This window comes from Nocardia sp. NPDC004722 (assembly GCF_053601505.1).
Window position 1 is genome coordinate 1 of sequence record NZ_JBSGBY010000470.1, and the last position, 6,860, is coordinate 6,860.

Genomic DNA, 6,860 nt, shown 5'->3' on the forward strand with positions numbered 1-6,860 from the left:
ACTGCCCGAGCCGGACCCCCTACATGGTACGGCAGGGGGTGTGAAACAGCCTCGTACGCAAGGGCATTCGCTGAGTGGTCGCTGGCGCGTCGACGTTGGAGCCGGGGGCGACGTGTCCCGTGTAGGGCGAATCGATCGTGATCACGCCCCCGATGGTAGTCATGGCGGCCGACACAGTGTGCAGAAGAAACCGACCCTCCGCGTTCCACAGTTAGATTCAGAGGATGCCGCTACCGAAGCAGCTGTCCCTCGTCGCGACCGGCTTGCTCCTGGCCTTGGCCCTGCTCGGCGGGCGCGCCGCCCCCGCGGGCGCCGAGGAGCCATTGCGGTTGCCCAGCTATGTGACCGATCGGGCCGGTGTCCTCGACAAGGGGCAGACCGCGGAGCTGCAGCAGGCCATCGACTCGCTGTATTCGCGCGACCACGAGCGGCTGTGGATCGTCTACGTGCGGAATTTCCAAGGGCTGGACGCGCATTCGTGGGGTGAGCAGACCGCGCGGCTGTCCGGCTTCGGGGATCGTGACGTGCTGCTGTCGGTCGCGGTGGACGATCGCGCCTACGCGTTCACCGGGAGCACGCCGAGCTCGGTCAGCGACAAGGACCTGGACCGGATGCTGGTCGACCAGGTCGAGCCGAAACTGCGCAGCGGGGATTGGGCCGGTGCCGGTTTGGCGACCGCGACCGGGCTGTCGCACGCCATGAGCGGTTCGGGCGGGATCGGGATCGGCAAGCTGCTGCTGTTCGCGCTCGCCGTGGTGCTGGTGGTGCTCGCTGTCTGGCTGTGGTCGCGGTGGCGGCAGCGGCGGCGCGCACACGACGCGCTGGAATCCGCGCGCCGGACCGATCCGACCGACACCGCCGCGCTGGCCGCCCTGCCCTTGGTGATCCTCGACGCCCTGTCCAAGGAGACTCTCGTCGACACCGACAACGCCATCCGCACCAGCACCGAGGAGTTGCGCCTGGCCACCGACGAATTCGGGGCCACCGCCACCGCGCCCTTCACCGCCGCGCTGGAGGCCGCGAAAAAGGCGCTGGCCAAGGCGTTCTCGATCCGGCAGGAGCTCGACGACGACATTCCCGAGACCCCGGATCAGCAGCAGCGCATGCTGATCGAGCTGATCAGCAGTTGCGGCAGCGCCGACCGGGACCTGGACGCCAAGGTGACCGAGTTCGACGCGATGCGCAATCTGCTCATCAACGCCGCCGATCGGCTCGACGCGCTGACCCGCGACATGGTCGAACTCACCGCCCGCATGCCCGGCTCACAGGCCACGCTCGCCGCGCTGCTGGCCGCGCACCCCGCCTCGGTGCTCGCGCCCATTCGCGACAATGTGGCCATGGCGCAGGAGCGAATCGGCTTCGCGGAGCGCACCATCGAGGACGGCCGAGCGGCGGCGGCCAAACCCGTCGGGCAGCAGGGCGCGGCGGTGGCCGATATCCGCGCCGCCGAATCCGCCGTGGACGCTGCGCGGACCCTGCTGGACGCGGTGGATTCCGCCACCACCGATATCGAACAGGCCCGGGCCGGGCTGCCCGGCATCGTCGCCGAACTGCGCAAGGATCTGGCGCTGGCGGGCAACCTGATCGAGCACGGCGGCACCGAATTGCCTTCGGCCACTACCCAGGCGCGCGCCGCGTTGAGTCAGGCCGACACCGAGGGGACCGGCAATCCGCTGGGCGTCTTCCGGCAGGCGGTCGCCGCCGATTCCGCGCTGGAGCAGGCCATCGCCGCCGCCACCCAGCGCAAGCACACCGCCGAGGATCTGGCCCGCCGCCTCGACCAGGTGCTGACCGCCGCCCGCAGTCAGATCAACGCCGCCGCCGATTTCATCAGCACGCGACGCGGCGGTGTGGACGCCGAGCCGCGTACCCGGCTGGCGGAGGCCCAGCGCAGTCTGCAACAGGCCGAACAGCTTTCGACGTCGGATCCCGCGCAGGCCCTGCCGCTCGCCCAGCGGGCCGCCGAGCTCGGCGCGCATGCCCTGCACACCGCGCAGGCCGCCGTGCGGGACTGGCAGGCGCAGCAGCAGCGCCTGACCTCCGGCGGGACCTCGCAGTCCGGGGCAATTCTGGGCGGCATCCTCATCGACGGCATGCTGCGCGGCATGGGCAATCAATATCGCGGCGGCGGAGGCGGTTCCGGGGGCGGCGGGCTCGGTCCCGGTTCCTTCGGCGGCTCCGACGGTTCCCGCCGGATCAGCCGGGGCGGGCGCTTCTAGCCAGCTGTATTGATCTCTTGGAGGGGCCCGGAGTACTCACCGCGGATTTTTGTCCGTTTCACCACCCTGAGTGCACCTTGATCTTGTAATCACAACCAGCCGAGGCGCTCGGCAGCGCGGACGGCTTCGGCGCGGGTGCGGGTGGCGGTCTTGCCGATGGCGGAGGAGAGATGGTTGCGGACTGTGCCTTCGGAGAGGTGGAGGGTGCGGGCTATGGCGGCGGCGGTCGAGCCGTCGGCCGCCGCGGCCAGGACTTCGCGTTCGCGGGCCGTGAGGGGGGACGTTCCGGCGGTGAGGGTTTCGGTGGCGAGGGCGGGGTCGACGACGCGCAGGCCCATGTGGACGCGGCGGACGGCGTCGGCGAGTTCGCGGGCGGGAGTGTCTTTCACGACGAAGCCGGAGGCTCCGGCGTCGATTGCGCGGCGCAGGTAACCGGGGCGACCGAAGGTCGTGACCATGAGGATGCGGACCTGCGGGTGGGCGGCGTGGAGTTGGGCGGCGGCCGAGATGCCGTCCATACCCGGCATTTCCACGTCCAGCAACGCCACGTCGGGGCTGGTGCGTTCGACGGCGGCGAGCACTTCGTCGCCGCGGCCCACCTCGGCGACCACGTCCAGGTCGGCCTCCAGGCTCAGCAGCGCGGCGAGCGCGCCGCGCACCAAAGCCTGGTCGTCGGCGAGCAGCAGTTTGATCATTCCGGCTCCTTGGTCGTCGCCGGAAAGCTTGCCAGCACGCGTAATCCGCCTTCCGGTCGATTGGCGAGGGTGAGGGTGCCGCCGGTGGCCTGCACCCGCTCACGCAGCCCGGACAGGCCGGAGCCCGCGCGTGCGGTGTCGCGCATGCCGACGCCGTCGTCGGACACCTCGAGGCTGGTGGGGGTGACCCGCACCCAGCAGTGCTCGGCGCCGCTGTGCCGCACCACGTTCGTGACGGCCTCGCGCAGCACCCAGCCGAAGACGATGCTGTGCCGGATCGGCAGGTCGTCGGAATCCGGGAGCTCGGCGTCGATTTCGGCGGCGCGCAGGGCGGTGCGCGCATTGGCCACCTCGCCCGCGAGGGAGACCTCGCGCAGTCCGCCGACGGTGGTGCGCACGCTCGCCAGCGCCTCGCGCGCCAGCCGCTCGACATCGGCCATCTCGGCCTTGGCCCGCCCGGTGTCGACGTCGACGAGTCGTTGCGCCAGCTCGGTTTTCACGGTGATGACGGTGAGCGAGTGGCCGAGGATATCGTGCACGTCGCGCCCCACCCGCAACCGTTCCTCGGCCACCGCCAGTTCGGTCAGCTGTCGGCGGGCCAGGTAGAGCTGATGGTTGCGGACCAGGATCACCCGGATGCCGCCCACCGCCAGACTCGCCAGGAAGATCGCCTGCATGAGCGAGTAGTTCGGGGGTTGCCCGGTGGCCAGCTGCGGCACCACAGTCGCCGCGAGCAGCACCACGACTTGCAGCGGGACGGCCCATTGCGGGGCGAAACTGAAGCCGATGTAGGAGGCCAGGTAGACGCCCATGCCCAGGACCGCGGAGTGCAGCGTCACCGCGGCCGCCGCGACGAAGGCCACCTGCACGATCAAGGGCGCGATCGCGTTCCACGGCTGTTGGCTGGGCGGCCACGGACGCCGCACCGGGCCGCGCACCTGGAACCAGAACGACCCGACGTACACGACGCCGAAGGCCACGATCACCGTGAGCGTGTACACCCGCGCGACCGGATTCTCGAGGTGCCAGGCCGCGCGCAGTGGATCGATCAGATAGACCACCCACACCGCGGAGAACAGCGAACCGAACCGTCGCCGCCGCCGGATGCCCTCTTCTTCGTCCTCCACAGGGCCGGACGCTACCGCAGCGAGGGCCGCGGCGGCCGAGGCCCGCTCGGCCCAGGCACGGCCGAACTCCGGCCGGGTGGCATCCCCGGCCGGAGTCGGCTCGTGCTCAGCGTGCCGTGTCACGGCGGAACAGGAACGCCGAGCCGACGGTGAAGATCGCCGCCCAGGCCACCACATTCACGATGGCGAGGACGATCCCCGCGGCGCTGGGTTCGGCGAAGGGGGCGCGGGCCAGGGTCGCGATGCCGTTGGTGGGCACCACTTTCGACGCGGTCTCGGCCCAGCCGTGCAGCGGCATGAACAGACCGCCGGCGAAGGCGAGCAGCGCCATCGAGACGCCGAGCAACTGCATGACGTTCTCGGCGGGCAGCAGGTAGCCCATGAACAGCCCGAAGGCTGCGAAGACCACCGAGCCCAGCCAGGCGATGAGGAAGCAGCTCGCCCAGGCCGACGCGGGCATCCGCGCCCCGAAGATCGCGCCCGCCACGAAAACCATGGCGACGGACAGCAATCCGAGCAGCATGGCCACGGCGAGCTTGGTGGCGATGTACGCCACCGGGTGCAACGGGGTGAGCCGCAACTGCCTGCTCCAGCCCGCCGCGCGCTCGACGGCCACCCGCGCAGCGCCGCTGGAAGTGGCCAGCAGTGCGCCGTATACGGCCATCGAGACCATGACATAGCCGGTGGTGTTACCGGAACCGGCCTGGTCTTGCTGGAACGACGTACTCGTCCCGAAGATGATGAAGAACAGCGGCGGCATGACCAGCGCGAAGATCATGGTGCGCTTGTCCCGCAGCGTGCGGCGCAGTTCCAGCCCCAGGAACGCGGGCCGGAATCCGCCCGCCGTCCGGGCGGGCCGGGTGGCGAGGGTGGTCATCGGTGGTCTCCCGTCAGGGCGAGGAACGCGTCCTCCAGGTTGTGGGCGGAGATCTCCAGGTCGACGGCCGGGGTGGCGGTCAGCAGGTAGCGGGCGACGACGTCGGAGTCGTTGGCGCGCACGAGGATCCGATCGCCGCGCTGTTCGACCTGTTCGACGCCGGGCAGCGCCAGCAGGCGGGCGGAGTCGGCGGCGGGCAGGGTGGCGCTGACGGTGCGGCCCGCGGCCAGGTTCTTGATCTGCGCGGCGCTGCCGTCGGCCACCACCCGACCGGCCCGTACCAGGACGATGCGGTCGGCGTAGGCGTCGGCCTCGTCGAGGTAGTGGGTGGCGAACAGCACGGTGCGGCCGCGGCGGGTGTCCTGGCGGATGGCGTGCCAGAAGTCGCGCCGCCCTTCGACATCCATGCCGGTGGTCGGCTCGTCGAGCACCACCAGATCTGGGTCCGGCAGCAGCGCCAACGCGAACCGCAGCCGCTGCTGTTGGCCGCCCGAGCATTTGCCGACGGGCCGGTCGGCGATATCGTCGATGCCCGCCCGCACCAGCACCTCCTGGACCGGACGCGGGTGTGCGTGCAGGGTGGCGATGAGGCGGACGGTCTCGCCGACGGTCAGGTCGGGCAGCAGTCCGCCGGATTGCAGCACGGCCGAAACCCGGCCCGCCGCAATGGCATCCGACGGCGTGCCGCCGAAGACCCGCACCTCGCCCGAGTCCGGCGAGGTCAGGCCGAGCAGCAGGTCGATGGTGGTCGTCTTGCCCGCGCCGTTCGGCCCGAGGAAGGCGACGATCTCGCCCGGGCGCACCACCAGTTCGAGTCCATCCACCGCTCGCACCGTCGCACCGGACGAGCCGAATGTCTTGACCAGACCCCGTATTTCGATGGCCGGAGCGGTCGTCTGGATGGACCCCCCGACCGCGATGCCATTGGCAATAGCGTTCATACCTCTACTGTCGTGCGTCCGGGGGCCCGCCGCCTCCCCCGTCCGTCATCACTGTGCCATGACAGATGTCATGACTCGCCCGGTCACGCGGTCACGGTGACGGTGTGCAGGCCGCCCGGACCGCGCGGGAAGGGCGGGCGCGGGGCGGCGTCCTGGACTTCGCCGGTGCGGCCGGTCACGCGGGCCTGGATGGTGTGGGTGCCGGGCGGCAGGTCGACCACCGTGCGCCAGCGCCGCCAGGCGGCGGGAGCCGTCTCCGCGCCGAGTTCGACGGGCAGCCAGTCGGTTTCGTCGATCCGGATGTCGACGGCGGAGACGCCCTGCGGCGGGGCCCACGCCACGCCCGCCACCGTGAACTTGCCGGAACCCGACGCGCCGTCGGTGGCGACGTCGATGCGGGCTTCGGGGCGCACCCACAGCGGTTCGGCGGGCCAGCCGCGCTTCCACCAGTAGTCGACCTGGCTGTCGTCGGTGAGTTCGAGTTCGGTGAGCCATTTCGCGCCCGCGTACTGGCCGTACATGCCGGGCACGAAAACCCGTGCGGGGAAACCATGTTCAGGTGGTAGCGGTGCACCGTTCATGCCGATGACCAGGTAGCCGGGCCATTCGCCGGTGCGCAGCGGCTGCAGCGGCAGCGAGATGGTGTAGCCGTCGACGGCGCGGGTGACCAGCCGGGTCGCACCGGATTCGGGGACGGCGTGGTCGAGCAGCGCGGTCAGCGGGACGCCGAACCAACGGGCGTTGCCGCAGCGGCCCGCGCCGGGAGTGTTGTGCACGCACACCATGACAGCGTCGAATTCCACCGCCTGCTCGGCCAGGTCGGCCAGCGACAGCCGCAGCCGGTGCGCGACCTGGCCGCCGATGGACAGCCGCCACTGGTCCGGGTCGATGCGCGGGGGACGGGAATTCACGTCCGCCACATAGAATCTGCCCGCCTTGGCTCGTGGAGGACGGCGCGACGGTGGAGGGCAGTGTGCTGATGCCCGGCACCAGGATCGGCC

6 protein-coding genes are annotated in these 6,860 nt (G+C 70.8%); 1 reads left to right on the top strand and 5 read right to left on the bottom strand.

Annotated elements, in window-relative coordinates; translation table 11 throughout:
* The first annotated feature begins 224 nt into the window (after window positions 1-224).
* The gene (locus ACWELQ_RS33545) at window positions 225-2,219 is read left to right on the top strand and encodes a TPM domain-containing protein (protein ID WP_452401047.1); all 1,995 of its coding nucleotides are present in this window, start codon (window positions 225-227) and stop codon (window positions 2,217-2,219) included.
* 89 nt (window positions 2,220-2,308) lie between these two features.
* Here ACWELQ_RS33545 and ACWELQ_RS33550 read toward each other — a convergent pair whose 3' ends face one another.
* The 5 genes from ACWELQ_RS33550 to ACWELQ_RS33570 form a co-directional block, all read right to left on the bottom strand.
* Window positions 2,309-2,914 (bottom strand): response regulator, encoded by a 606-nt coding sequence (locus tag ACWELQ_RS33550; protein WP_452401048.1) that lies wholly within the window; start codon window positions 2,912-2,914, stop codon window positions 2,309-2,311.
* The gene (locus tag ACWELQ_RS33555; protein ID WP_452401049.1) at window positions 2,911-4,164 is read right to left on the bottom strand and encodes a sensor histidine kinase; all 1,254 of its coding nucleotides are present in this window, start codon (window positions 4,162-4,164) and stop codon (window positions 2,911-2,913) included. Before ACWELQ_RS33555 ends, ACWELQ_RS33550 begins: the two co-directional genes overlap by 4 nt.
* Window positions 4,148-4,918 carry an ABC transporter permease gene (locus ACWELQ_RS33560; protein WP_452401050.1) on the bottom strand — a complete coding sequence of 257 codons (771 nt, stop codon included), beginning with the start codon at window positions 4,916-4,918 and terminating at the stop codon, window positions 4,148-4,150. The genes ACWELQ_RS33555 and ACWELQ_RS33560 overlap by 17 nt, the downstream gene beginning before the upstream one ends.
* Complete coding sequence (locus ACWELQ_RS33565; protein ID WP_452401051.1) at window positions 4,915-5,859, bottom strand: ABC transporter ATP-binding protein; 945 nt, start codon at window positions 5,857-5,859, stop codon at window positions 4,915-4,917. Before ACWELQ_RS33565 ends, ACWELQ_RS33560 begins: the two co-directional genes overlap by 4 nt.
* Before the next feature lie 83 nt (window positions 5,860-5,942).
* Window positions 5,943-6,770: a molybdopterin-dependent oxidoreductase gene (locus tag ACWELQ_RS33570; protein ID WP_452401052.1), complete on the bottom strand. Its 828-nt coding sequence runs from the start codon at window positions 6,768-6,770 to the stop codon at window positions 5,943-5,945.
* Window positions 6,771-6,860: the final 90 nt, after the last annotated feature.